Source organism: Calothrix anomala FACHB-343, from assembly GCF_014696435.1.
GTDB classification, from domain to species: Bacteria; Cyanobacteriota; Cyanobacteriia; order Cyanobacteriales; family Nostocaceae; genus Aulosira; species Aulosira anomala_A.
Genome location: NZ_JACJQG010000058.1, coordinates 1 through 26,561, shown reverse-complemented (window position 1 = coordinate 26,561; position 26,561 = coordinate 1). Strand labels below are relative to the sequence as shown.

Below are 26,561 nucleotides of genomic sequence, written 5' to 3'. Positions count from 1 at the left end.
TTAGTCTCAATAAAGTTAGCTTATTGACATTTTACTTCTAAAAATTTTACTTCTAAAAAATAAAATCAACGATAAAATCAGATTTTTGCGTTAAACACAAATTGAGTACATTTTGTCAATACAGCGCTTGGATGATATATTGCAATATTTCGTTATTATTAATTATTTTTATAATATATTCTGTACACAATGTTATTCTTAAGACATAATTAAATAACATCAAACCCCAGCCGCATTGAGTATATAAAAGTACAGTTAATGCGTTTTCGTGTGACAAGGTTAAAAAATAATTGCACCCTCTAAGTAAGTAGACATAATTAAATATAAGTCGTCATAAAGTAGCTGAATTCCGGCAGGATGGAGAAACAACAAGGCAATTGTAAAAGCTGGGATTGCTACTCTTCTGCTATCGTGCTACGCGAACAATTTCTCTCAGGTAAGAAGTAGGTTACTCTCTACAAGACACTACGTGTAGCGTCTCCTTGAGGAAAAACTATATGCTGGGAACACAGCATATTATATTTATTTACATCTGCATACTTAGTCTTAATTAATTACTTCTATCCTTGTCAAAATTAATTCTGCTCAATGCTCAACCATCCATGACAATTGATAGCTAAAGGAGAAAAATATGCTGAATCAACAAGATTTGCTTTTACTTTTGTATAAGCTTGTAGATCGTTATATCTTGACTCAAGGTGATAGATATGAATACAACTACAACTATCTAAACCCTTTGGCGATGACAGATGTGCCGAAAATGCCATTAATCAATTTACCTAGATTGCCAAAAGATGAGCTTCCTAGCCGGGAGTGGCTACTTTTAGTATTAAAGGCAATAAGTGTTTATAATATCAATAACACTTCTAAAGCTAGTGGTGGTAATGTCTCGTTTAGTACAGATGATGTAGACAGCGATAGCATCTTTTTAAGCGATAAACTTAATTCTTTAGAAACAATTGAGCAGCAGATAAACGAAGTTAAAACGACAGAAAATGTCAATGATATTGCTTTTCAGCTAGTATCAACTCTCAAAGAAGTTAACGAGCATCTCTCAATTAATGAACAAATTGATGAGTATCGCAGTCACAATGATGCTAACGCAACAGATAGTAATACTCAATTTTCATTTGAAGACGAGTTCCAAAAAATTGATGCTCAGATTGCTGAACATTTAGAAGAGAATCCAGATAATATTTCCTTCGATTTGGATTCTAGCGAACAAATTGCGATCGCTAATCTGAAAAATATCATCAGATATAACGCTCAGTTATTAGAACTTGCTGATATGCAAGCTACTGAGAATGCTGAAGATGCGGCAAATGTTAACTTTGGTTCTGTGGGAGATAATTATTCACATACCCTTGAGGATTACGATAACCTATTTCGACTGATAACCAAACCAGAGATTTCTGCAAAATTCCAACAGGATATAGTTTTTGCCTATATGCAGGTGGCTGGGCCAAATCCAGTCATGCTCAAGCAAATCAAAACAGCAGATCCACGTTTGCCCATCACTGGCGAACAATACCAACAAATTACCGCTAAAATCATTGGTAAAGCCGATTCTCTAGATGTAGCGCTGCAAGAAGGCCGAATTTACTTAGCAGACTATTCTCTATTAGAGGGTATGGCAAATGGGAATTTCCCCAGAGACCAAAAATATATTTATGCTCCCTTAGGACTATTTGCAGTTCCACCGGTTGGTAGTTCCTCTCGCTCTTTGATACCAGTTGCAATCAAGATTCAACAGGCTGTATTTACACCACTACATACAGGAACCTGGATGAGTGCTAAGAGCATTTTACAAATGGCAGATAGCAACTACCATGAGGTTTATAGCCACTTAGGCCAAACTCACTTATTTATTGAGCCTTTTGTCGTTGCAACTAATCATTTGCCTAAGGATCACAATCTCAGAAAACTGTTGAAACCGCATCTAGAAGGTACGGTATTAATCAATTATGGCGCTCATCAATCTTTAGTAGCACCAAAGGGTTCTGTAGATAAGTTGCTAGCTAGTAATATTAACTCTGATCACCAGCTAGCTGTCAAAGGAGCGCAGATTTGCCTATTGAACTTTAATGAAGTTGCATTTCCCAAGACTCTAGAACATCGAGGTGTTAACGATCCGAGTCAACTACCTATTTATCCTTACAGAGATGACGGAATGCTGATTTGGAATGCTATCCATAATTGGGTGAAGGGTTATTTAAGCTCTTACTACAGTACAGATTCTTCCGTTGAGAACGATCAAGATTTACAGAAATGGGCTTCGCAATTAGTTTCTCCAACAGGAGGCCGCCTCAAGAATTTCGGTGAGGATGCTCAAGGTAGAATTAAGACGCTCAATTATTTAATTGAGGCTGTTTCAACAGTTATTTTTACTGCTAGCGCTCAACATGCTGCTGTTAACTTTGCCCAACGTGGTTTAATGCTCTATCCGCCAGCATTTCCTTTAGCACGTTATATTCCTGCACCAACAGATCCCAATCAGCAAGAAAATTTTATAGATGGTTTACCACCACTAGATAGAGCTACAGACCAGATTAATTTACTGTATTTACTTGGCTCTGTTTACTACACGAAGTTAGGCGATTACACTAACTCTGATTTTCACTCTTCGCCACGAGTACAAGATGCTTTGAACAATTTCCAGAAGGAACTCAAAGATATTGAGCAACAAATTCGGCAACGTAATCAAAGTAGCGAAAGATTATTAGCTTATGAGTATTTGCTACCTTCTAAGATTCCTCAAAGTATCAATATCTAAGTAGGCATATTGAACTGCTTACAAGTATTGGAGCAGAAAGCCCACCAGTAACAGATTGAAAATTTTTTGGATTTTCAATCTGTTACGTCCTTCAGGGGTGGGACGGGCAGTTTCCTCAAGTCGGGAAACCCGCCCACGGAACTGCTCTCATGAATGCGAAGCACCTAAAGGTGCAGTCCCTTTATTCAGATAATATTTTTATTCCTCCCCCTGCTCCCTGCCCCCTGCCCCCCTGCCCTCTGCCCCCCTGCCTACGCAGCGATGGGATATTTTTTTTGTTGGAAGTCCCTTATGTGTCACCAGAGGTAGTTGTCTGTTTTGGCTTGATTGCAGAAGATGTTGTGGAGATAGGATTATCCCATCCTAAATATTTTTTCACGAATGAGTCCGCCCAATCGTATGTACGAGCAAGAGGCCATAGAAGAAATTGGAACAAAGTAGATATGGTTTGCTCGAGAGTCGGTTGTTCAACTTCCAGCTTATTGCGAAAAATTTGACCCATTTGAAAACAAAAACCCGATATCCAGATAATCAGGGCAATCAGTAATTGGCATAAAAAGAAAATAACTGCCAAAGCTTGCTTTAACAGATCCCAAGTTTTACCAGCCGCCTGTTGATAAACTTCTACAGTCTTGCGATCGGAGATATTCGCCCATAGCTGTATAGCTTGTTGAATAGGATTATGCTGGATTATTTGGGATTCATCCTGTTTGTAGAGAACTGGAAGGTTTCTCAGGGATTCCTGAATTGGTTGAGCTACTGTTTCTTGCATAAATTTGAGTCAGTCTCTAGGTTTGATACCACTACAATCAATTGACAATTGGATATTTTTGTTACTTTTTATACAGAAAATTATTAGTTTGGTCAGCACTTGAGATAGAGATGGCTTATAAAAAAGTAAGCTCTTGACGAGATTTTGCGTTTAAACTGAGCTATTTATGACATTAACAATCTAATTTATTATGAAATCACAGGCTCGGAACAAAAATTGATACATTAATTAAAAACTCAATATCTTTTTACTTTTGGCATTGCCAGTAGATGAGAATCTAGATCTACTAGATATATTTTAAATGGCTACAGCAGATTTGCCCCTGGCTGTGTGCCTCATCGATTGTCGATCAGATTCTCTAAACCGCACACATGACACGTTTGCTTGTAATCCAAACTTTACAAACAGCACTAAACTACCTAGCCCAAGTGATTCAGTGGCGCTTGGACTATCACTTGGGCGATCGCGAAGCAGAAACGGTGGCAATGATGCCGCATCCACCAGCTGAATGGTTAACAGCCCAAACGCCTCTCACCTGCTTTATTCGCAATCATCAATTAGATATTGCCGCCCAACTAACTTTATTGATAGCCTTGGCTCCCCACTTACAACCTGACTTTTTCGATCGAGCGATCGCAGCGCAGTTACCCCAAGCCGGAGACTATCCACAAATTGGCGGCTGGCGGGGTAAATCCCATCGGGGTTTTCTCCCAACTGGTGAAACGGTGTTGTTTATCTTGGGGGGTAGTGACTTTAGCGATCGCCTCATCCTACAACAAATTTTCAGCGAAGATCATCCATTTGCCCGTGAAGGTGTACTCTACCTCGATGCACCACCAGAAGGCGAACCATTAATGAGTGGCAAACTCGTCATCACTCAGGATTACATTGACCTATTCATTCAAGGACACTTTTCTCGTCCTCATTTTAGTATGCGTTTTCCCGCCCAGCGCATTACCACAGATATGGAGTGGGAAGACTTGGTTCTCAATGCCCAAACCTTACAACAAATTCGCGACTTAGAAGCCTGGATTATTCACGGCCCCACCATTCTCTATGATTGGGGGATGAAAAAGAAACTCAAATTAGGTTACCGCGCCTTATTTTACGGCCCCCCTGGTACAGGTAAGACGCTCACAGCCAGCCTTTTAGGCAAATATACAGGCAAAGATGTTTATAAAGTAGATATCTCGATGATGGTATCCAAATTTATTGGCGAAACAGAAAAGAACCTCGCCAATCTCTTTGCTAGAGCCGAAAGTAAAGATTGGATTCTCTTTTTTGATGAAGCTGACGCTCTTTTTGGTAAGCGTACCAATGTCCGCGATGCCCATGATAAATACGCTAACCAGGAAGTGAGCTACTTGCTACAGCGGGTGGAAAACTACGATGGTTTGGTGATACTCTCTTCCAACTTCAAAAGTAATATCGATGAGGCCTTCATCCGCAGATTTCAATCCATTATTCAATTCCCCATACCAAGTCCCAAAGAACGCTTGCAACTGTGGCAAATGGCCTTTCCATCACAATTAAAGCTAGCCGATACTCTAGACCTAGAACAACTTTCCACAACCTATGAACTCACCGGTTCTGACATTATGAATGTAGTGCAATACTGCTGCTTGCAAGCACTACAGCAAGGTGATACGCTCATTCATCAACAGGATTTACTCTCTGCTATCAAGCGAGAATTTAGTAAAACGGGAAAGATGATCTAGGATATCGGGCATGGGGCATTGACTAAAAACCCTATTTTTTCAGGGTAATAGACTTTAGTCACAAAACCGAGGGAGTGAAAATACAGAGAATAATAAAAATTATTACATTCAATAAGAGAAAAGTCAGAGAAAAGATATTGTCTTAATTGGGTAATTTTACGGTTGTAAATTAAGATTGTGGGTTAAATATTTCTATTTTTCAAGGAGTAAAGTCGGAAATTAGCATAAATTCCTATAGGTTTTTCTATGGATGTACTTTAAGCCTGCATTCTTAGCTAAAACCATTAAATAAATACCTACCTGTCCAAACTACTTCGGAGCTTTGTGACAAAAAATCATGTTGCAAAAAGTACTTTTTGTTTAACACTTTTGTTACAAAATTTTTTTCAGTATTACGTGTTAATATGACTCGTAAATTTATGTATCGATATAGATGAAACAGTATAGCCCTCTGAGTGATTCATGAACTGACTGATTATGATATTTGATGCAATGAGGTTGATACAGGTTGCTTTGCAGCGCTACATCCTAGAGCTTGAGCCAGAACTCGGGCTGGGACAGATTGTGTTAATAGATAACATTGGCATGGCGGAAGAACTTGGAGGCCCCAACAATCAGTTAAACGGTCATATCGTCATGAGCTTAGTAAATCTCCAAGAAGAGGCTACGCTAAAAAATGGTAGTCACTATCGAATGGATAATGGGCGGACTATTTACCAAAATCCTCCTGTCAACCTCAACCTATTTATTCTGTTTTCCTCACTGCACAATCAGTATGAAACAGCCCTGAGATTGCTGTCGCGGGTAGTAGAATTTTTTCAGTCACAACAGGAAATTTCGTTTACCTCTACGCCAGGGAATGGCAGTATTTCGCGCAATGTGCGGCTGATACCAGACCTTTATTCCCTCAGTTTTGAACAAGTTAATCAAATTTGGGGTTCTTTGGGCGGAAAACAAGTACCTTTCGTAATGTACCGCGCCCGCCTTGTAGCTATAGAGGCACAAAAACGTCAGGGTGAAGGTGAAGTCATCACTGGAGTCTCTATCAATGAGTGAGGCATAATCGCCGATGAAGGTTTTATATCAAAAAATCCTGGATTTAGAGATTTGGCATGACTATTATCTAGGCCAGCCCAATCCCCCAAAACTACCAGCCAATGATTATGACATCTCACAAATGTTAGCTTTAGTACCTACGTCAGAATGTCTGCGAATATTGCGAAATCTTCGCTGGTTATTTCGTCCACAATCACGGGGTGCAAGTATCTATGCCCATGTAGAGCCAGGTAAGTCAGGTGATTGGCAGACTTTATTACCAGTGAACCGACCGGAACGACTGACATTTTGGCTATTGGTGCGCGATCGCTATTTTGCCAATTTTACCAATCTATCCCTGACTACAAACCGCCAGCAGATTTATTATTTCTCCAATCTTTGGGGTAATCAGGGTCATGCTTTATTCTTGACCCAACCTCTGCCAAGCTACAAGCCAAAAAGCGAATATCATCTAGGGCAATTAGTAAATCATGAGGGGAAGACCCTAGAAGCCTGGCGTTATCAAGCTTCAGCTAGCGTGAAACCAAACAATAATGATTGGGATATTTTGCCTCAAAGTCAATATGTATCTGAGCAAGATAGGTTAACTAAACAGGGATTGTCTCGCATCTATACAATCCCCAAAGCTAATCCGGGAGAGACTTGGCGCTTTACCTTGCAAGATGTGAACGAGCAGGTAACTTTTGCATTAGATGTTAAGATTGGGGATAATCATCAACCAGGTGATGCGATCGCTTGTAATCTCAATTTTACCGGACAAATTCCTGGATTTTACAAGCTAAGTCTCAATAATCGCCAAATTGACAAGTTTGTTCTGTGTGACCCAATTACGTCCAGTGAGGCCTTTGCGCTGGTGGAAATAGTGCTGAATCAGAGCCTCGTACCTCCAGCTTTCACCCTCTTGCAAAATCAGGACGGAAACACTTTAATTAAACCCAAAACCTATGTCATTCGTTGCAAAAATCGGGCGACTCGCTGGCGCTATCGTTACGAAAAACCGCATGGCTTTAATGCGGCTAATTTACCTAACTTTGAATTAATCGATGCCAAAACCTATGTTACTAAACGGCCTCTAGGTCTGCGTTTGCAACCAGATAAACTACTCACCGATGGTAAAGACCAGTACTTACCAGCACCTGCGATCGCGCTGATTAAGCCCGAAACCGATGCACAGTCCCGCGTCACCACCATCTTCTCAGATATTCATCTCTAAACAACCAGCAATTACCTTCCCAAAATTATGCCAAGCACTTATAAAACTCCAGGTGTTTACATCGAGGAAATATCCAAGTTTCCCCCCTCTGTCGCCCAAGTTGAAACTGCCATCCCGGCATTTATTGGTTATACCGAAATAGCTAAATACGGTGTCGAAAACTTTCACGCCGATACTAGTAACCCCGTTATTCGACCGATCCGCATCACTTCCTTACTTGAATACGAACAATTTTTTGGCAAAGCTAAAAAAGAAACCACAATTGAAGTTGTCATTGCCGATACCAAAGATAGTGCTGGCAATCTCATTGATCGCAAAGCCAATGCCCTGATCACCGCCCCAAATGCCAACAATCTGTATTACGCCATGCAGGCTTTCTTTAGCAATGGAGGTGGCCCTTGCTACATTGTCTCCGTCGGGAAGATGAACGGCACTATTGAATTAGCCGCCTTGCAAAAAGGTCTGGCGGAAGTTGCTAAAGAAGATGAAGTTACCCTGCTGGTATTCCCGGAAAGCCAAGCCCTCAGTGACGCTAACTACGCTGCCTTGATAAGTGACGCTTTAAATCAATGCGGTAAGCTACAGGATCGGTTCACAGTCATAGATTTGAAACTGCTGACCCCACCCAAAACCATCCTCGATGCAGCAACTACGTTTCGCGGATTAGCCCTACCTTTAAATAACCTGAAATACGGCGCAATCTATACCCCCAATATTGAAACTATCTTCAACTACTTCTACGACGAGGCTCAAGTAAAGATTTACCGCAGCGAGGATGGAGAACCTAGAACAGAAGCTGGGACTATGGCTAGTTTCAATCCCGCCACTACAACTGGTGCTGATGGTACTCAATATGCTTTGATCAAAGCAGCCATTGATCAATTGCCCTTAGTACTGCCACCTTCACCCTTGGTAGTTGGTCAATACGCCAGTACCGATAACACCCGTGGCGTTTGGAAAGCCCCTGCCAACGTTGCTCTTACCTCAGTTATCAAACCTACCTTAAAGATTTCCAACGATCAGCAAGACAACCTCAACGTTGATACTAGTGGTAAATCAATCAACGCCATCCGTGCTTTTACTGGCAAAGGTACGTTAATTTGGGGTGCGCGGACTCTAGCAGGTAACGATAACGAATGGCGCTATATATCAGTCCGTCGCTTCTTCAACATGGCAGAAGAATCGATTAAAAAAGCTACCGAAGCCTTTGTGTTCGATCCTAACGATGCCAATACTTGGGTGAAAGTGCGGGCGATGATCGAAAACTTCTTAATTCTCCAATGGCGGGCTGGGGCATTAGCTGGAGCCAAACCAGAACAAGCCTTTTATGTGAAAGTAGGGCTGAATGAAACCATGACCGCCTTAGATATTTTGGAAGGCCGCTTGATTATCGAGATTGGTATGGCTGTAGTCCGTCCAGCAGAATTTATCATCCTCAAGTTCTCTCATAAGATGCAGGAAAGTTAATTCTATTCCCGATTCTGGACAAAAGTTTCTCAATAAACCCATCAACACATTAAGCATTTATGGCAGATTATCCTTTACCCAAGTTTCATTTCCAAGTAGAGTGGGGCGGTACTCGCTTAGGATTCACTGAAGTTACCGGGCTAGAAGTAGAAACCGACATGATTGAATACCGCGAAGGTAACATGAAGGAATATCACAAATTGAATATGCCCGGTATGCAGAAATTGAGCAAAATCACGATGAAGCGGGGCACTGTTAAAGCTGACAATGATTTTTATAAGTGGTGGAATACGGTAGCTTTAAATACTATTGAGCGCCGTGATTTAACTGTTAGTTTGCTCAATGAAAAACATGAACCTGTGGTAGTTTGGAAAGTTAAACACGCCTGGCCGACCAAGGTACAATCTACCGACCTCAAAAGTGATGGTAACGAAGTGGCGATTGAAAGCATTGAAATTGCCCATGAAGGGTTAACTATTCAGAATGGATAGCGATAATCGCATTAATTTGGTGATGTAAACTTACTATTCTCTTTCTCTTTTTTTTCTCTTCTTCGCGAACTTAGCGTCTACCCTGCGGGAACACCTGTGGCGAATGCGGTTAGTGCCTCAATTCTTCAGAATTAATGCCATAAATCAGTAGTAATTCACCAATCTTTCGATGGGATTAGAAATAGAGCAATACGGTTCAGTTAAGGATAAATGTAGGTTGGGTTGAACGAAGTGAAACCCAACAAAGCGCAGAAAATGTTGGGTTTCGTCCCTCAACCCAACCTACGTCAAATCTGTTTTTTGATGCTAACTGAACCGTATTGAGATATAGAGAACAAACGACAAAGGCGCATTCGACTAAATCGTTCCCGGAGGGTAGAACGCGAAGGAAGAGGAAAAGAATAAAGATTGCCAAAATCACTCACATATCCAAATTCAACTGGTGGATGAGTGGTTTGTTAGATTAATTTTGCTCAGTTTTTAATCAGTTAGCTATGACATATAGTTATCCCCCGGTTAGTTTCTTTTTTGATGTTAGTTTTCAAGGTCAATTTGCAGGCGAAAGATTAGATAAAAATGTAGTTGAGACACGCTTTCAGAGTGTGACTGGTTTGAGTGTAGATATGCAGACTGAAACTTTAAAAGAAGGTGGTGAAAATCGCTTTGAACATATCTTACCAGTGCGGACTAAATACGACCCTTTAGTGCTAAAGCGTGGCTTAGTTAAGAATTCCCAGATGGTGAAGTGGTGCATGGATGCTATTCTTAATTTTGATATTAAACCGATGGATTTATTGGTAAGCTTGCTACATGTCCAGTCTGCTGGTGCGAACCCAGCACCGCAAACAACCGCACCTCTGGTAACTTGGAAGGTGATTAATGCTTGGCCGAAAAAATGGTCTGTCTCGGAATTCAATGCAGAACAAAATTCCATTGCCATTGAATCTTTGGAATTGAATTACAGCTATTTTGAGATGATAGGCAAGTCTTAAAAAAAATAATTACTGCAATAAATATTAAAATCAAGTGAATCATTTATGCCATTAGAAATTAGAGAATTAGTGATTAAAGCCTCAGTGAATGAAGGACAACAACGACAAAATTCTGCGCGAGAATCCGGCAATTTTGATGCTGATACTCAAGCTGCCATCATAGCTACTTGTGTGGAACAGGTTCTAGCCATCTTGAAGGAAAAGTCTGAGCGGTAAATTTATGACGGGCGAACTCAGCAAAGTTAAAATTCAAGCTTATAAAGACAAGCGATTTGAGAATAAACATGGAGAATTTGATCTACCGATTAATCCGGAGCAATTGTCCCAAAGTTTTAAGGTGGAATACGATGCTGCACAAGACATAGGTGCCCAAGGTAACGATTTACAGTATAAATGTACAAAACCTGAAGAAATTAAGCTGGAATTTACTTTTGATGGGACTGGTGTAGTACCAATTAAGGGTAAACCTAATACATTTTATAAAGACGTAGGTAAACAGGTACAAGAGTTGCTGAATGTGGTTTACACCATGCAAAGTGATACTCACAGACCTAATTTTCTCCGTCTGCTGTGGGGAAACTTGACCTTTGGGACGACAAATAGCTTTGATTGTATCCTCATAGATTTACAGATTAACTACACTCTGTTTGCTCCCGATGGTAAGCCTTTGAGGGCAAAAATTAACGCTACTTTTGTTAGTTATATTGAAGCCCAGCGTCGTGTTCGTAAAGAAGGGAAACAATCGCCAGATGTGACCCATGTACGCAAGGTTACAGCCGGTGATACCTTACCGTTGATGACTCATCGTATTTATGGCGACCCATCCTATTATTTGCAAGTTGCTAAAGTCAACGGGTTGGTGAATTTTCGCCGTTTGCTGGATAACAAGGATTTGAGATTTCCGCCGTTGGAGAAAACTGAAGTATGACTGACCTGATTATTCCGCAAAATGCGCTTTATAATGTCGCTACGTTTAAGTTGCTCTCTGATGGTAAGGAAATTACCAACACTTATACGGTATTGTCTTTGACAGTGAACCGCATAGTTAACCGTGTACCAACAGCACGGATAGTGCTGCGTGATGGTGCGGTGGATGCAGAAACCTTTGCTGCTAGTGAGGGGCCTGACCTAATTCCGGGTAAGGAACTAGAAATTGCGCTTGGTTACGATGGTAATAATAAAACTGTTTTTAAAGGGCTAATTGTCAAGCATTCCTTGAAGATTGGTGCTAATGGCGATTCGATATTAGTGCTTGAGTGTAAGGATAAAGTCACAAAATTGACTATTGGTCGCCATAGTCGATATTTTACAGAAGTTAAAGATAGTGAAGCGATCGCCCAAATTATTGGCAGTTACAGTGGTATTAGTCAAAATATAGAAGCCACTGAAATTCAATATCCCGAAATTGTTCAACATTACGCTACTGATTGGGACTTTATACTATCGCGGGCGGAAATCAATGGGCAGATTGTCCTAGCAGAAAACGGTAAACTGACAATTAAAGCTCCAACTACCAGTGGTAGCCCCTTAGTTACCCTCACCTATGGTGTCAACATACTGGAATTTGAAGCAGAAATGGATGCACGTTCCCAGTATGCAGCGGTGAAAGCAAAAGCTTGGAGCTACAAAGATCAGAACTTGCTGGAGATTGCCGGAACTGAGCCGACGGTGAACAAACAGGGTAACCTGTCAGGGAAAAATTTAGCGCAGGTCATTGCTCTGGAGGCTTGGGAATTAAGCCATAGTGGTCGGGTACAAGAACCGGAACTCAAAGCCTGGGCTGATGCCCAATTATTGAAGAGTCGGTTAGCTAAGATACAGGGGCGAGTCAAGGTTAAAGGCTACCCTGATGCCAAACCGGATACCTTAATCGAGTTAGAAGGCATGGGGAGACGCTTCAACGGTTTAGCCTACGTCTCCGGGATTCGTCACGAACTCAATGGTGGAGCATGGTATACAGACATACAGCTTGGTTTGTCGCTTCAGTGGTTTTACCAGGAAACAGACATTGTCGATCAACCAGCTTCCGGACTGCTTCCTGGTGTCAACGGCTTGCAAATTGGGGTAGTAGTCAAGTTGCAAGATGACCCCAACAACGAAGACCGTATTTTAGTTAAAGTTCCCACTATCGACAATAAAAATGAGGGTATTTGGTCGCGGATTGCCACCTTATACGCGGGACATAATCGCGGTTCGTTCTTTCGCCCAGAAATTGGCGATGAAGTGATTGTTGGCTTTCTCAACGACGATCCTCGCGATGCGATTGTGCTGGGAATGCTCAATAGTAGCAAGAATCCCGCACCTCTGAAAGGTTCTGACGAGAATCATCGCAAAGGCTTTTTTACCCGTTCGCAAATGAAGGTGACTTTCGATGACGAAAAGAAGATCGTGTCCCTGGAAACCCCTGGTGGTAACAAAATTATTATCTCTGATGAGGATAAAGGTATTGCTTTAAAAGACCAAAACGGTAATACCCTGACGATGAACGATCGCGGTATTGTTATGAAAAGCTCCAAAGACATCACCATCGAAGCCACGGGTAAGTTAACCCTGAAAGCTACTCAAGACGCCAGCGTTCAAGGCTTAAACGTTAATGTCAAAGCCAACGCCCAATTTAAAGCCGAAGGTAGCGCCGGCGCGGAAGTGTCCACCAGTGCGATCGCCATTCTCAAGGGATCGTTGGTGCAAATTAATTGAATATGGGGATGGGGCATGGGGCATGGGGCATTGGGCATGGGGCATTGGGCATGGGGCATTGGGCATTGGGCATTGAGAGGAATTGACAACTAACAACTAACAACTGACAACTAACAACTGACAACTAAAAAATTATGGGAAAACCTGCTGCTCGTATTAATGATATGCATGTCTGCCCAATGCAGACTCCTGGTGTTCCGCCTATACCCCATGTGGGTGGCCCGGTAGTGGGGCCGGGAGTACCGCAAGTTTTGATTGCAGGGATGCCGGCTGCTGTATTAGGGGATACCTGCACTTGCTCGGGCCCGCCAGATAACATTGTGATGGGATCGACCACTGTAACCATTGGGGGAAAACCGGCTGTGAGGATTGGCGATACTACAGCTCACGGTGGCTCGATTGTTTTAGGCGCATTGAATGTGTTGATTGGAGGGTGATATGCGGGATATCTCTACACAAATTACAGCAGGGGAACGCAGTAACGCATATTTGGGTACTGGCTGGGGATTTCCACCGACTTTTGATCGCGCTAGCAAAGGTGTAAAACTAGTTAACGCAGAAGATGACATCCGCCAGAGTTTGGAAATCCTTCTGTCTACTAATTTGGGCGAACGGGTGATGCAACCGACTTATGGCTGCAATCTGCATGATTTGCTCTTTGAAACCTTTAGCCCTACAGTTGCTAGTAGTATCAAAGAAATCATCCGCATTGCGATTCTGTATCACGAACCGCGTATTCTGATTAATCAATTAGATTTGCACATGGATGCACAGATAGCAGGTGTGATTTATATTACCGTAGACTACACGATTATCAGTACTAATTCTCGCTTCAATTTTGTCTATCCTTTCTATTTGCAAGAAGCTAGCGGTAATCTGCTGGCGGTGCCACCGGAAACCGCCGAGTTTCCTGTACCGCAAAATTTAAGCGCGATCGCTGAGCCTAGTAGATAGCTGTCTGAAGTTGGTAATTGAGAAAACCATGAGCATTCGCCCCAATTTACCGAAAAATCCCTTAATCCGCGATGGGGTAAGCCAGCGCCAGCGACAGCTTTTAGCTTTGTCGCCCGATTACGTCAAAATTGATGCAGGTGACTTGGCTGATTTTCTGGTGTTTGCTCACAAACTCAGTCAGCAGGTTCATTACTATAGCTTAGAAAAGCAAAAAGATGGTAACTGGGAAGACTTTTTTACTAGTAGCACGCCGATACAAATCGCTTTAATTAGTAAAACCCAACCGGAAAAGGTTAAGGCTAAATATCAGCAAAATTTGCCAGCTTTTATCGAAAATCAGTCAGTTGCAACGCTGCAACCAATTCTGGATTTGTGGAAATCTGAGTTATTAACACCCATTGCTAACTGGTATGAGCATTTAGAATCTTATACGCCGTTAAAAGCGATTATTCAAGGACTAGTGAAAACTAATCTGCAAGAACCTTTACGGCGGATGCAGTCTTTTGAAAGAAATCAAGGTTTAGAAGGGACATTTTACACAGATTTTGAGAAAGTTTTGGGACTGGATTTGAATGCAGATTCCCCAGGCGATCGCACTCGGTTTAATGATACGTCAGAACCGCGTGCAGAAATAGATGCAGTGTTTCAGATGTTATTTCAAACTTATCGCCAAATTATTCAAGAAGCACCGCAATATTTAAAAGCTAGTTTGACAGATAGACAAGATCATCCACCCCATCTGGCTTTGTATTTTGCCTTTTGGGAAGTGATGCAACCAGCCAGAGACGATTTCAATCGGATGACGCAGAGACATCTGGACTTTTTTTACCGTCAAGTGTTGTATCTGCGCGATCGCCCAGCCCAACCAGACCGGGTTCATTTAATCTTGGAATTGGCGAAAACGCAAACAGAATACAAACTCGCCGCCGCAACGCCCTTTCCGGCTGGTAAAGATGCTAGTGGTGTGGATATATTTTACCAGCTTGATGCCGAAACAGTTTTCCATCAAGCGGCGATCGCCAGTTTGCAAGGGCTATTTTTAGACTCACAAGAAATTGCAACTGGTGATATTCCTCAAAATTTACTGGGTTTGTATGCTTCACCAATCGCCAATTCCTTTGATGGCAAAGGTGGAGATTTCCCCAAAGACCAAGTGGTGAAGACTTGGCGACCCTTTGGCGATAGGACACGCAACCATGCTGTTTTAGGATTAGCGATCGCGTCGAATATTTTTTATCTTCAAGAAGGGACGCGCACCATTATTTTTACCTTAACTTTTAATCGTGTTATTGATAATATATTAGCCAGCGAGTTAGCGAATATTTTTACAGTTGATTTTAGCGGTAAAAAAGATTGGGTATTAGGGAAAATTCAACCAATTACAAATAATGAAACTAGTCTAACTGGCGAAACATTAACATTAGAAGTCACTTTAACTGCCGAGCAAGAACCTATTGAAAGTTATCATCCAGAATTACCAGGAGCCAGACTTAATACTAATTTACCTGTTGCCAGATTGCATTTAAAAGATAATGTATTAGTGAATGGTTTATCTGCTTATAGTTATTTCCGTAACCTGAAACTGACTAAATTTAATATCAGCACTAAAAATATAGAAATTCAAAATTTATTACTACAAAATGATTTATCTCCCATTAATCCCGGTAAACCATTCCAACCTTTTGGCCCCAGACCAGTAGTAGGTTCAACATTTTATGTCGGGAGTAAAGAAATTTTTCAAAAAAATCTTTCTTTGCTGACAATGAAAGTTGTTTGGCAAGGATTACCTACTGATTTAAAAAATCATTATCGTGGGTATTATGGTGATAATGATAGTAGTAAACCAAAGTTTGATAAGTTTACAGCTGATGTTAAGCGACTGACACAACACAATTGGTCAGGAGAAAGCTTACCTAGTGAATATAATCTTTTTGTTCCCGCAGGCGATCGCATTCTTGTAGACAGAACAGCCTCCACACCTTTACCTGGGGCTAAAATTGACGAATTAACTAGCTTTAACCTAGATACTGCTAGCGGTTTTCTGCGTTTCGTCCTCAAACAGAACTTTCTCCACGAAGAATTCCCCCGCAAATATGCGTTGCAAACCTTAGCTTCAGCGAAAAATTTTGCGGCTGGAGAATATGTCAATGGTGCTGTGTATGAAGTGGTAACAGTTGACGGTGACAAGAAAACCAGCACTTTCCAACGCTGGCAACCTGGTGATACTCTCAGTACTAATCTCCAGAATGTCGCACCAGTTATTCTCAACGAACCTTATACCCCCGTAATTCAGTCTATTTCCCTGAGTTACAACGCTGTTGCTGATGGGCGAGATTGTAGATTATTCCATCTCCACCCCTTTGATAGATTTGCAGAAGTAGTAGCGAATGATACGCCTGACTTTTTACCGCAATTTACCAACGAGGGTGAATTGTTGATTGGGTTAGCAAACTTAGATCCGCCTACGAGTTTACCCTTATTATTCCAAGTAGCACAAGAAACAGCAGATACAGCTTTAGAAAAAGTTGATGTGCAATGGCACTACCTCAAAGATAATACTTGGATATCCTTGAGCGATCGCATCGTCAGCGACACAACTAATGGGCTAATTACTTCCGGTATCGTCAATTTAGGAATTCCCGGAGACATCAGCAAACAGAATACCACCATCCTCGATCCGAGTTTGCACTGGATTAAAGCCACTGTTCCCGCCCGGAGTGGGGCGATTTGTCAAATTCTTGGCGTATATACCCAAGCTGCGCGGGTAACTTTCACCGACGCTGGTAACGATCCTCAGCATTTAGCTACACCTTTACCAGCAGGAACCATCGCCAAACTAGCTGTACCCATACCGGAAATTAAAAAAGTCGAACAACCCTATGATTCCTTTGGCGGACAAATTAAGGAAAAACCAGAGCATTTTTATACGCGAATTAGCGAACACCTGCGCCATAAAGGGCGGGCTGTGAGTATTTTTGATTATGAACGCTTAGTATTAGAAAAATTTCCCCAAATTTATAAAGTTCGCTGCATTAATCATGGAAAAGTAGGACAAACTAATCAGTTATATGAACTAGTACCGGGGGCTGTCACTTTGGTAGTAATTCCTGATTTATCCCAGCGTAATAGTACCAATGATTTAGAACCTAAAATTAATATCAATCTCCTAGAAAAAATTGAGAAATATTTAGCTGGTTTGAGTTCGCCTTGGGTAGATATTAGAGTTGTCAATCCTGTATACGAGCATATTCAAGTTGAGTGTGAGGTGCAATTTAAACCTCCATATAATAGTAACTTTGGTTATTATCGCCGGGATTTAGAACAAAGAATTACCCAATTTTTAACACCTTGGACAGTTGATAAAGGCGCAGAAATTAACTTAGGAGGTACTATGTATCGTTCATCTATTCTCAATTTTATTGAACAGCAATACTATGTTGATTATGTGGTTAATTTTCAGATGCACCATGACAACCAGCGCAATGTTAAAGAAGCGATCGCCTCCACTGCACGCTCTGTACTTACGTCAGTTTCCGTACTGACTACAGGACAAACCCACATTATTCAAGAAGCACATACTATTGCAGAACAGCCCAAATTAGCATCAGGAATTTTGGGTTATGAATCCTTAGATAATTTGGAATTGGGTTGACTGTTGACTGTTAAGATGTAGTTTTTAATTTTGAATTGAGATTATGTTGAGCTTATCTACTATTGCTGTGAATTGGAAAAATCGCGCAGATCTGAAAGTTTTATTTAAAAATAAAAGTCGGTTATCAGAAACTCAGTTTGCTGATTTGATTGACTCGACTTTAAATAAAAAAGAAGATAAATTTTCCGGAGTTTGGCAAGAGGGAAGAACATATTCTCCCGGAGATGTAGTTTATTACCAAGGTGTTCTTTGGGAAGTACAAGGGAAAACAGAGATTTGTGCTAAACCAAATGAACCACCAGGAACAGGTAGCAATTGGAAATCTTATGTCAAGGATTTAGAGCAAAAAGTTAACAAACTTGAACAGAATTTAACAACGCTGAATACAGCATTCACTGAATATAAACAGCAAATGGAATTACGTTTAGACAAACTGCTCAAATATATCACATTACTCAGTTTGGGAGTAGCGATCGCGCTTTTGTGGTTGGTGATTGAATCGATTTATCAACTATTCAAGTTTGCAGCCTGAAAAAATCATTAAATAATAAGAGAACTGAAGAATGATTGCGACAAATGTAGGTTGGGTTGAGGAACGAAACCCAACATCCCAACGCCTTGTATATGTTGGGTTTACACACGGTAAGCCCAACCTATGCATCTGTCGCATTCTTTTTTTAAATTGGTATTACTTAACCCACCCGATAAATTTTTTGCTTGTTTATTATCTAAAAATACCTAAATTCCATGCTGGAATATTTAAGCATCTCAAAACGTCAGCCTGAATTTCCCGATTACTTAGATTTTCAAAAATTGCGGGAAATCGGTATCAAGCACCTGCAAGCCCTGTCTGGTAAACTCTGGACAGACTATAATCTGCACGATCCTGGTGTTACTATCCTGGAAGTGTTGTGCTATGCGGTTACAGATTTGGGCTACCGCAATAATTTAGATATTCAGGATCTACTGGCTTTACCGCCTAATAGTCAGGAAAATAACTTTTTTACCGCCGATGAAATCTTAAGCTGTAATCCTGTTACAGAATTGGATATTCGCAAGCGCCTAATTGATATTCCTGGGGTGCGTAATGCTTGGTTGAAAAAAGTTACAAATTATGAGCCTGCTATTTATATAAACAGCGATCGCAGTCTTTTACAATCCACTCCCCCAGATGGTGAAGCGCCAGAAACAGCCCCCCGATTGCATCCGCGCGGGCTTTACACTGTGTATATTGACTTGGATGTGGGATACCGCAGAAATGCTTGCGGACAGCTTTACCTTTCTTGGGCTGATACTCTTGAGGAAGTGAAAAAAGTGCTGTGTCAATATCGCAATCTCTGCGAAGATATCCAAGATGTGATTGTTTTGGGTGATGAAGAAATTGCTATTTGTTGCGATATTGAACTTAAAAATGATGCTGATGCTGAGGATGTATTAGTAGATATATATACAAGATTAGAAGCATTTATTTCGCCTAATTTGCAATTTTATACTCTCCAACAATTGTTAGATAAAGGTAAAAGTATAGATGAAATTTTTGCCGGGAGAGCAACAGTAACTAACGATGAATCTTACCAAAGTCATGGCTTTATTGATACTGATGAATTAGCAAATCTGACTCAGCCGACAATTATTTATACTTCAGATATTTACCAAGAAATATTAAAAGTTCCTGGTGTCGCCGCAATTAAACATCTGAGTATTACTAACTATATCAATGGTTTGCCCCAGTCCCAACATCCCTGGTATTTACATTTAACGGAAGGTTACAGCCCAGTTTTAGGGATGGAACAGTCTAACATTACTTTATTTAAAGGTGTTTTGCCTATTACTGCTGATGTTAATGAGGTGAAGCGCCGCTATTATGAACAACAAACTGCATATATCAAAAATCTGCGGGAAAATTATGAATTAAATCTCCCTGTACCTAAAGGTAGTTATTACAATCTTGCGGATCATTATTCGATTCAGCATGATTTTCCCCTCAATTATGGTATTAGTGAAGATGGCTTACCAGAGACGGTGAAAGCATCGCGGAAAGCCCAAGCCCTGCAATTAAAGGGATATCTAGTATTTTTCGATCAGTTATTGGCTAATTACCTTTCCCAACTGGCGCATGTGCGGGATTTATTTTCTTGGGAAATGGATAAAAATCATCAGGGAATTAGGGATACAAATCAGTCTTCTCTAACGCGCAAAACTTACTTTATTCAGGCTTTAGATTTTCCCAATCGCCCTGCTATTCTTGACGATCATTATCTCCAATCTCTAGAAGAAGAATTAGATACAGAAGCTTATCGCGAGCGCCGCAATCAATTTCTCGATCATCTTCTGGGGCGATTTGCAGAGTCTTTTAGTGACTATGTGCTGCTAAATTACCAGATGACGCAGAAACATAGCGATCGCGAACAGCACGACATTGAACTGATATATGATAAGACAAACTTTTTAAAAGATTATCCCGCTTTAAGCCGCGATCGCTTCCGGGCTTTTAATTATTGTAACTTGCGTGAGGTTTGGAACACCGAAAACGTCTCTGGCTTTAAAAAGCGGGTTTCTCGTCTGTTGGGTATTGACGATGTGCGGCGGCGCGATCTGTGTCATTATCGTGTTGTTAATACTGCTAGATTTATTTTTTCTGTTAAGTGTGGTTCCCAACAGGTATTAACCAGTTACGAAATTTACCCCACCCAAGCACAAGCGCAAGCAGATTTAGAGAAGTTTTTACTAGTAGCTTTACATGAGGATTTTTATCAGCGTCTTACCTGTCAGGGATTGACTGACTATGGCTACGCTGTCATCGATAACCAAGGAAAAGTACTAGCAGAAAAATGCGATCGCTTACTAACTCCAGAAGCACGGGAAATAGATCTGCAAAGCTGGTTCAGCAACATTCAACTGAACCATAATCAATTTAAATTTGTAGTAGAAAAATTTCCGGATCGGGAGGAATATTTATTTAAACTTCAACGCAATAGTGACAATCAAATCATATTGCAAAGCGATAAACATTACACCACAAAAATTGAAGCTTGGAAATCTGCTGCTCAGTTTGCAGAACATCTGCGTTACCTAAATCGCTATGTGAATCTTCCACAAAATTCCCAAGGTTATAGCTTGGGTATTACCGATAAAGCTGGTAAAGTAGTCGCAATTTCACCCAGCCAGACAGATACTTTTGCCACCTTTAAAATGCTGAACTTGCTGGATGAATTCTTAGAAATAGAAGCGCTAACTGCAACAAATTCCGGTTATCGTTTCCGGTTAAATTGGCAAGGAATCACCTTATTACAAGGTACAGAATTATTAGGAAATGAAAATACAGCCCGCGATCGCTTTTATCGCGAGCTGTTAGGTATCTTAGATTCAACCGCAATTCTCCCCACCCAAACCCCAGATGGTTTTAGCTTTAAGGTACTAAGCAAACCAGGAGATAGCAATACTGAAGTTGCTATCCATCCCCACAACTATACAACAGCTACAGAGCGTGATGCTGCAATTAATCGCCTGTTTCTGTTTGTGCGCACAGCGCGTCTCACCGCACAGACAAACAATTTTTCGTCTACTTATCTGGTGCATATTGAGGATGAAAATGGGCAAAAACTATTACAAAGTAAAAAAGAGCATATTGATGAAAGCGCAGCTTGGAAAACCGTCAATCAATTGCTAGAAATAATTCAAAAGCCAGGTAATTTCCGCTTAATTAACAGTGAAAATGGCCCCTATGGCTGGGAAATAATTTATGAGAATAAAAAAGACCATAAAAAAGAAATCTTAGCTAACCAGTATTACACCAGTAAAGTAGAGCGAGATAAAGCAATTACAGAAATTCAAAATTCCGTAAATGATGAAGGGTTTCATCTGCTAGAGCATATTTTGTTGCTACCACAAACTAATGTCTCTGTGTCTATTTCTGAGAAATCCCCAACCGATACAGACAAGTTTTTGCCCATTTTTATCAATGCGGATGATGGAACTAACTCAGAAGCAGAACCTTGGCGCTTAACTCAACAAGATCCCTATTCTTTTTGGATTAGTATCATTCTCCCCTATTGGCCAGAACGCTTTCGCGATATGAATTTTCGCACTTTTGTCGAGCGTACCTTGCGACTGGAAGCACCAGCGCACATTGCGTTGAAAATTGCTTGGCTGAATCTGGAACAGATGCGTCAGTTTGAAGATTATTATCGCAACTGGCTTCAGGAATTAGCCCAGAATGGGAGGAATTTAACTCTAGCACACAGCAATCTTGTAAAATTACTCCCCAACCTGCGAAGTATTTATCCAGAGGGTAAATTGTACGACTCTCAGCAAACTACTAGCTGTGAAGCTCAACCCATTATTCTCAACCAAACTGTTTTAGGAAGTACAAATGATTAAGGCTATTAATACAATTATCAACCACAGTGGCTATCCCCATTTTACAGCTAACCAGGTTTTGAGCAAGGATGACCTCAATCACCTTGTTAATTATCTTGATGAGCAAAATCGCCTTACCCGCGCCTATTTTATTGGTATGGGAATTGTTGGCGGGTTGGAAGTAAGCAGCGTTTACGATTCAAAACAATCACAATCACACATTCAGATTTCCGCCGGATGTGGTATTACTTCTGAAGGGTATGCGATCGCGCTTGCAGATACCAAGCTGACTCATTATGACACCGAACAGGAAGTTCCAGTTACTTTATTTGCATCAAGTCAGAAGCAAGAATCAGAAAACAGTCCTGATAAAATCAAACTTATAGAACTATTTTCTCCCTCCGAAAAAGATACAACACATATACTTCTCCCCCAATCAGAAACAGCGTTTCAAGAATTACTGAAAAATCGCGTATTGGTGGTATGCTGTGAGCTTGAGAAGATTGAGCGCGATACATGCCGACTAAATTACGATAACCTAAGCAACGAAGTTAATCTCAAGTACCGCTTTTTTCTCATCCGCCCTAATGATGTTGCAGCAAAGCTTCCAAAAACCGTATTTTCGACTGAGCAGAATATTGAAGCATTGTTTACCGCACGGAATCACTATCTCCAAGAAGAACTGGAGCAGAAAACATTCAAAGATTTTGCACCTAAAATACAACGCTTTGGCTATAAACAATCTGACAATATTAGTATTATAGATTTAACAAAAATTAGTGACTATGAGGCATTTTGGCAAGAATACCACCAGGTTTGTGAAAATGCGATCGCCTCAATTGATAATGCTTTTCGCAAATTGTCTCGCCTATTCTCACCTTTCTTTAGTTCCTTTAACCCCAATTCTCAAACTGATTTTAGTAAGCTGAAAGAAAACTTAGAAGAAATACTCAAAGGAATCCAAGCACCACCAGATAACCCAAACCCCATACCATCAGAAAAACCTGAACCAAGCTACGCCATACAATATTTTTATGATTACCTGAGTCAACTAGTGGCTGCTTTTGATGAATTAGCAGCAGCAGCTTTTGATTTAATGGATGATTACGCTCCTGATACTCAGCGGTTCCCCAAATTTCTCATGTTGGGAATATTTCCAGATTCCCAGCAAGAACCTAAAGTATATGAACCCGCTTCCCCTTATCGTAGCTACTTCACCCAGCCGCCAATTTATAACGGTAATCAACAGCGTGTTAAACAAGTACGTTATCTGTACGAGCGCCTAATTAAATTATGCCAAGAAACGAGCTTTTACCTACTACCATTTTCTGACACTCCATTAAAAATTACTCCTAGTAAAGATAGTTCAGTTCCCCTGAGTGAACAAGCTATTCCTTATTACTTAAACTATCCACAAATTTATCTTTACTGGAATTACGATGCTTATCGTAAAGGTAGAAGTCACCTAATACCTGCTTATTTTTCTCAAAAAAATAGTGACAATACACCAGCTATTCCCCCAGGAGAAGATTTAGTTTATCGTTTAGATAAACATAATTTTTACCGCATCGAAGGACATATTGGTAAAGCTAACGGCGACGTATTTAAACGCATCAAGGAATATCAGAAACTCTACAATTTACCATTTGATGTCCTTACCCTAAAAATTGGTAGCCAAGCCAGCCTGCAAGATTTAAATATTGCTGGACAATTTGATGACTTAGAATTAGATTTTAGTCGGTTAAAAGAAAATTTTCAAACAATTTTGCATAAGAATGAAACGGCATCAAAAAATGTTTTACTTAATACTTTAAAAGAAGTTTTCTTTGACCAACCTAGTTTGACTGCTATCAATCTCAATCAAATATATAATCCTATTTTAGAGTTTGCCCGTCAACCTGAAGCTTATGAATTTGTCAAAGGCGAGCAAAACCAAACTTATCAGCTATTTATCCGCGACAAAAACAATAAGCGAATTGCACAATACGTTATTAAGAAAGACGGCACTCAGGGAAATATTTTACAAAATTTTAATGATCTGGATATCGATTTTTCTCAACTTAATGGTGATGAAATTAATCGGGAACAACAACGCATCACCAGAGAAATAGCAAACAGTCTATCACTAGGAAAAATAACTTACGGAATAGTAGATGAAAATCCTAATTATTACCTAAAACTTTCAACTGATTCTGTCGTAAATCTCCCAATCAAGGATAATAAAAATAGCAATAAATATACACTTACTTTACTTTCTTCGGGAAGTTTTACTCTTAGGAATGATTCAGCACAACCAACAATCGCACAACCGGAGTTTCAAGATATTGAAACACTTTACAGTTGGTTACGAGATTTACCTACAGATTTACCTACAGATTTACCTACAGATTCATCTAAAAAAGGTAATAGTGACTCTGGAAAAAGCTACAAAATGGGTAATCCTCAAGCAGCAGAGGAACTCAAATATTCTGAAATTATCCGATTGATAAATACTTATCAGCGCCGACTTGAACAAATGATACAACTGCATTTGTTCAAAAATTTTGCTGAACAGTATCCGGGTGTAGAACATTTAGGAGGAGTCCCAAAAGGTGGGACATTTATTTTAGTATATGTAGATGGTAAAGAAATTAATCAACTACTAGCTGCTGACAAAGATCCGTTTATTTATAAATTACGTAGCTCACGCACGAGAACTATTAAAGAATCTGCTTGCTTACCACCAGACAGGTTTGAAGAATCAATCAACAGTTGGGAAAAACTATTCCAAGAATTGCAAAAGCGTAAAGATGTAGTTGTCGGTGATTTTTGCTTACCTTATCGTTGTAGTAATGATGCACCAGCAATCAATTATATAATAGCTAAACCAAGACCGATAATTTTATTAGAGAAAACGGTATTTTGCGAAAATGATCGCAAGAAATATCAATTCATTTTAGAACCAGAAGGTGGTACGGTTAAAGGAGAAGGAGTTGTATTTGAAGGTATCAAACAACTCTTTCAACCTAGTAGCATCAACCAAGCTAGCAAAGACGATTTAGCTAAGGGTCTAGAAGTAGTAATTACTTTTGTCTATACTGTTAATGACACTTCAGATACATTGACGGTAACTGTCTATCCCTTACCAGATGCAGGGTTTAGTATTGGTCAAGATCCAGATAAAAATTATTTTTGTATTAATGATAAACCAGTAAGCTTAACACCAAAGCTGGCGGGTGGTACATTCCAAGTGCTAGATGCACAAGGTAAAGTAATTGAAAATGCGTTCGCTAACAATCAATTCCATCCAAACGCTATCAAACTATCTGAAAACCAAAATTCTCAGGCAGTTACCTTAAAATATACCATTACCAGCAGTCAAGGTTGTACTAAGTCTGTCGAGAAAACTTTGACAATTTATGCGCTACCAGATGCGAGTTTCCAAGTAGGTAGCGATCCGCAAAAAACTAGTTTCTGTGGGAATAATGAAGCTGTTACCCTGATACCCAAAGTTGGGGGTGGTAAATTCCAAGTAATTGATGCACAAGGTAAGGGACTTGAAAATGCGATCGCTAACAATCAATTCCTCCCCAAAGCAGTCACAATCGGTGAAGCTGAAACATCTACACAGGTTACCTTAAAATACGAAATTACCAGCGATAAAGGTTGTACCAACTCCACACAGCAAATTTTGACGATTTTCGCCGTACCAGATGCGAGTTTCCAGGTAGGTAGAGAAGAAAATCAAACGAGTTTCTGTGCAAATGATGAAGCTGTTACCCTGATACCTAAAGTTGCGGGTGGTAAATTCCAAGTAATTGATGCACAAGGTAAAGTCATTGAAAATGCGATCGCTAATTCTCAATTCCTCCCCAAAGCAGTCACAATCGGTGAAGACGAAACATCTACACAGGTTACATTAAAATACGAAATTACTAGCGACAAAGGTTGTACCAACTCCACACAGCAAATTTTGACGATTTTCGCCGTACCAGATGCAAGTTTCCAGGTAGGTAGAGAAGAAAATCAAACGAGTTTCTGTGCAAATGATGAAGCTGTTACCCTGATACCTAAGGTTGCGGGTGGTAGATTCCAAGTAATTGATGCACAAGGTAAAGTCATTGAAAATGCGATCGTCGCAGACGTTGGCGCAGCCATCACTAATTACCAATTCCTCCCCAGCGCTGTCACAATCGGCGAAAACGAAACATCTACACAGGTTACCTTAAAATACACCATCACCAGCAGTCAAGGTTGTACCAACTCTGCACAGAAAACTTTGACAATTTTCGCCGTACCAGATGCAACTTTTCAAGTAGGTAGTGAAGAAAATCAAACTAGTTTCTGTGCGAATGATGAAGCTGTTAATCTTATACCCAATGTGACGGGTGGTACATTCCAAGTGCTAGATGCACAAGGTAAAGTGATTAAAAATGCG

The 26,561-nt window shown here is 40.4% G+C and carries 17 protein-coding genes; 16 read left to right on the top strand and 1 reads right to left on the bottom strand.

The window, feature by feature from the left end:
• Window positions 1-631: 631 nt before the first annotated feature.
• Window positions 632-2,773 carry a lipoxygenase family protein gene (locus H6G08_RS26875; RefSeq protein WP_190548651.1) on the top strand — a complete coding sequence of 714 codons (2,142 nt, stop codon included), beginning with the start codon at window positions 632-634 and terminating at the stop codon, window positions 2,771-2,773.
• Between the two features lie 289 nt (window positions 2,774-3,062).
• Here H6G08_RS26875 and H6G08_RS26870 read toward each other — a convergent pair whose 3' ends face one another.
• Window positions 3,063-3,545: a hypothetical protein gene (locus tag H6G08_RS26870; RefSeq protein WP_190548649.1), complete on the bottom strand. Its 483-nt coding sequence runs from the start codon at window positions 3,543-3,545 to the stop codon at window positions 3,063-3,065.
• Window positions 3,546-3,916: 371 nt separating this feature from the next.
• Between H6G08_RS26870 and H6G08_RS26865 the strand changes: the two genes are divergently transcribed.
• The 15 genes from H6G08_RS26865 to H6G08_RS26795 form a co-directional block, all read left to right on the top strand.
• The gene (locus H6G08_RS26865) at window positions 3,917-5,263 is read left to right on the top strand and encodes an ATP-binding protein (RefSeq protein WP_190548647.1); all 1,347 of its coding nucleotides are present in this window, start codon (window positions 3,917-3,919) and stop codon (window positions 5,261-5,263) included.
• Between the two features lie 477 nt (window positions 5,264-5,740).
• Window positions 5,741-6,319, top strand: coding sequence for a contractile injection system cap protein (locus H6G08_RS26860; protein WP_190548645.1), 579 nt, complete (start codon window positions 5,741-5,743; stop codon window positions 6,317-6,319).
• A gap of 13 nt (window positions 6,320-6,332) precedes the next feature.
• Window positions 6,333-7,532 carry a hypothetical protein gene (locus H6G08_RS26855; RefSeq protein ID WP_190548643.1) on the top strand — a complete coding sequence of 400 codons (1,200 nt, stop codon included), beginning with the start codon at window positions 6,333-6,335 and terminating at the stop codon, window positions 7,530-7,532.
• 27 nt (window positions 7,533-7,559) lie between these two features.
• Complete coding sequence (locus H6G08_RS26850) at window positions 7,560-8,999, top strand: contractile injection system sheath protein (protein ID WP_190548641.1); 1,440 nt, start codon at window positions 7,560-7,562, stop codon at window positions 8,997-8,999.
• Between the two features lie 59 nt (window positions 9,000-9,058).
• Window positions 9,059-9,490 carry a phage tail protein gene (locus H6G08_RS26845; protein WP_190548639.1) on the top strand — a complete coding sequence of 144 codons (432 nt, stop codon included), beginning with the start codon at window positions 9,059-9,061 and terminating at the stop codon, window positions 9,488-9,490.
• Between the two features lie 494 nt (window positions 9,491-9,984).
• Entirely contained in the window at window positions 9,985-10,482 is a 498-nt protein-coding gene (locus tag H6G08_RS26840; RefSeq protein WP_190548636.1) for a contractile injection system inner tube protein, read from the top strand.
• 45 nt (window positions 10,483-10,527) lie between these two features.
• Window positions 10,528-10,698 carry a DUF5908 family protein gene (locus H6G08_RS26835; protein ID WP_190548634.1) on the top strand — a complete coding sequence of 57 codons (171 nt, stop codon included), beginning with the start codon at window positions 10,528-10,530 and terminating at the stop codon, window positions 10,696-10,698.
• Between the two features lie 4 nt (window positions 10,699-10,702).
• On the top strand, window positions 10,703-11,410 hold the full coding sequence (locus H6G08_RS26830; protein ID WP_190548632.1) for a CIS tube protein: 708 nt from the start codon (window positions 10,703-10,705) through the stop codon (window positions 11,408-11,410).
• Window positions 11,407-13,179 (top strand): type VI secretion system tip protein VgrG, encoded by a 1,773-nt coding sequence (gene vgrG, locus H6G08_RS26825; RefSeq protein WP_190548630.1) that lies wholly within the window; start codon window positions 11,407-11,409, stop codon window positions 13,177-13,179. The genes H6G08_RS26830 and vgrG overlap by 4 nt, the downstream gene beginning before the upstream one ends.
• A 134-nt stretch (window positions 13,180-13,313) precedes the next feature.
• Window positions 13,314-13,616: a PAAR domain-containing contractile injection system baseplate protein gene (locus H6G08_RS26820; protein WP_190548628.1), complete on the top strand. Its 303-nt coding sequence runs from the start codon at window positions 13,314-13,316 to the stop codon at window positions 13,614-13,616.
• Between the two features lies 1 nt (window position 13,617).
• Window positions 13,618-14,133, top strand: coding sequence for a gp25 family contractile injection system sheath assembly initiator (locus H6G08_RS26815; RefSeq protein ID WP_190548627.1), 516 nt, complete (start codon window positions 13,618-13,620; stop codon window positions 14,131-14,133).
• A gap of 28 nt (window positions 14,134-14,161) precedes the next feature.
• A complete protein-coding gene (locus H6G08_RS26810; RefSeq protein ID WP_190548625.1) occupies window positions 14,162-17,785 on the top strand; it encodes a baseplate J/gp47 family protein in 3,624 nt (1,207 codons plus the stop codon).
• Between the two features lie 43 nt (window positions 17,786-17,828).
• A complete protein-coding gene (locus tag H6G08_RS26805; protein WP_190548623.1) occupies window positions 17,829-18,317 on the top strand; it encodes a carbohydrate-binding protein in 489 nt (162 codons plus the stop codon).
• Between the two features lie 215 nt (window positions 18,318-18,532).
• A complete protein-coding gene (locus H6G08_RS26800; protein WP_190548621.1) occupies window positions 18,533-22,165 on the top strand; it encodes a contractile injection system baseplate wedge protein in 3,633 nt (1,210 codons plus the stop codon).
• Window positions 22,158-26,561 (top strand): hypothetical protein (locus H6G08_RS26795; RefSeq protein ID WP_190548619.1); only part of this gene is annotated, 4,404 nt, incomplete at its 3' end. The genes H6G08_RS26800 and H6G08_RS26795, both read left to right, overlap by 8 nt.